This is a genomic window from Staphylococcus sp. HMSC36A10 (assembly GCF_001838845.1).
In the GTDB taxonomy this organism is placed as follows: Bacteria; Bacillota; Bacilli; order Staphylococcales; family Staphylococcaceae; genus Staphylococcus; species Staphylococcus aureus.
On sequence record NZ_KV839093.1, the window covers coordinates 1 to 212 of the forward strand.

1 protein-coding gene is annotated in these 212 nt (G+C 30.2%); it reads left to right on the top strand.

Translation table 11 applies throughout. From position 1 onward, the window contains the following. A partial coding sequence (locus HMPREF3247_RS05765) for a transposase (protein ID WP_142349146.1) occupies positions 1 to 212 on the top strand: 212 nt, incomplete at both ends.

Genomic DNA, 212 nt, shown 5'->3' on the forward strand with positions numbered 1-212 from the left:
AAATTGATGTAGAGCCTGTTTTTGGATTTATGAAGGCTATTTTGGGTTTCACTCGAATGTCAGTTCGAGGAATAAATAAAGTTAAACGAGAGCTAGGTTTTGTATTAATGGCACTTAATATAAGGAAAATAGCAGCTCAACGAGCTGTACATTATAAAATACATATCAAAAAAGCTGATTTCTATCAAATAATTAATAGAAATCAGCTTTTT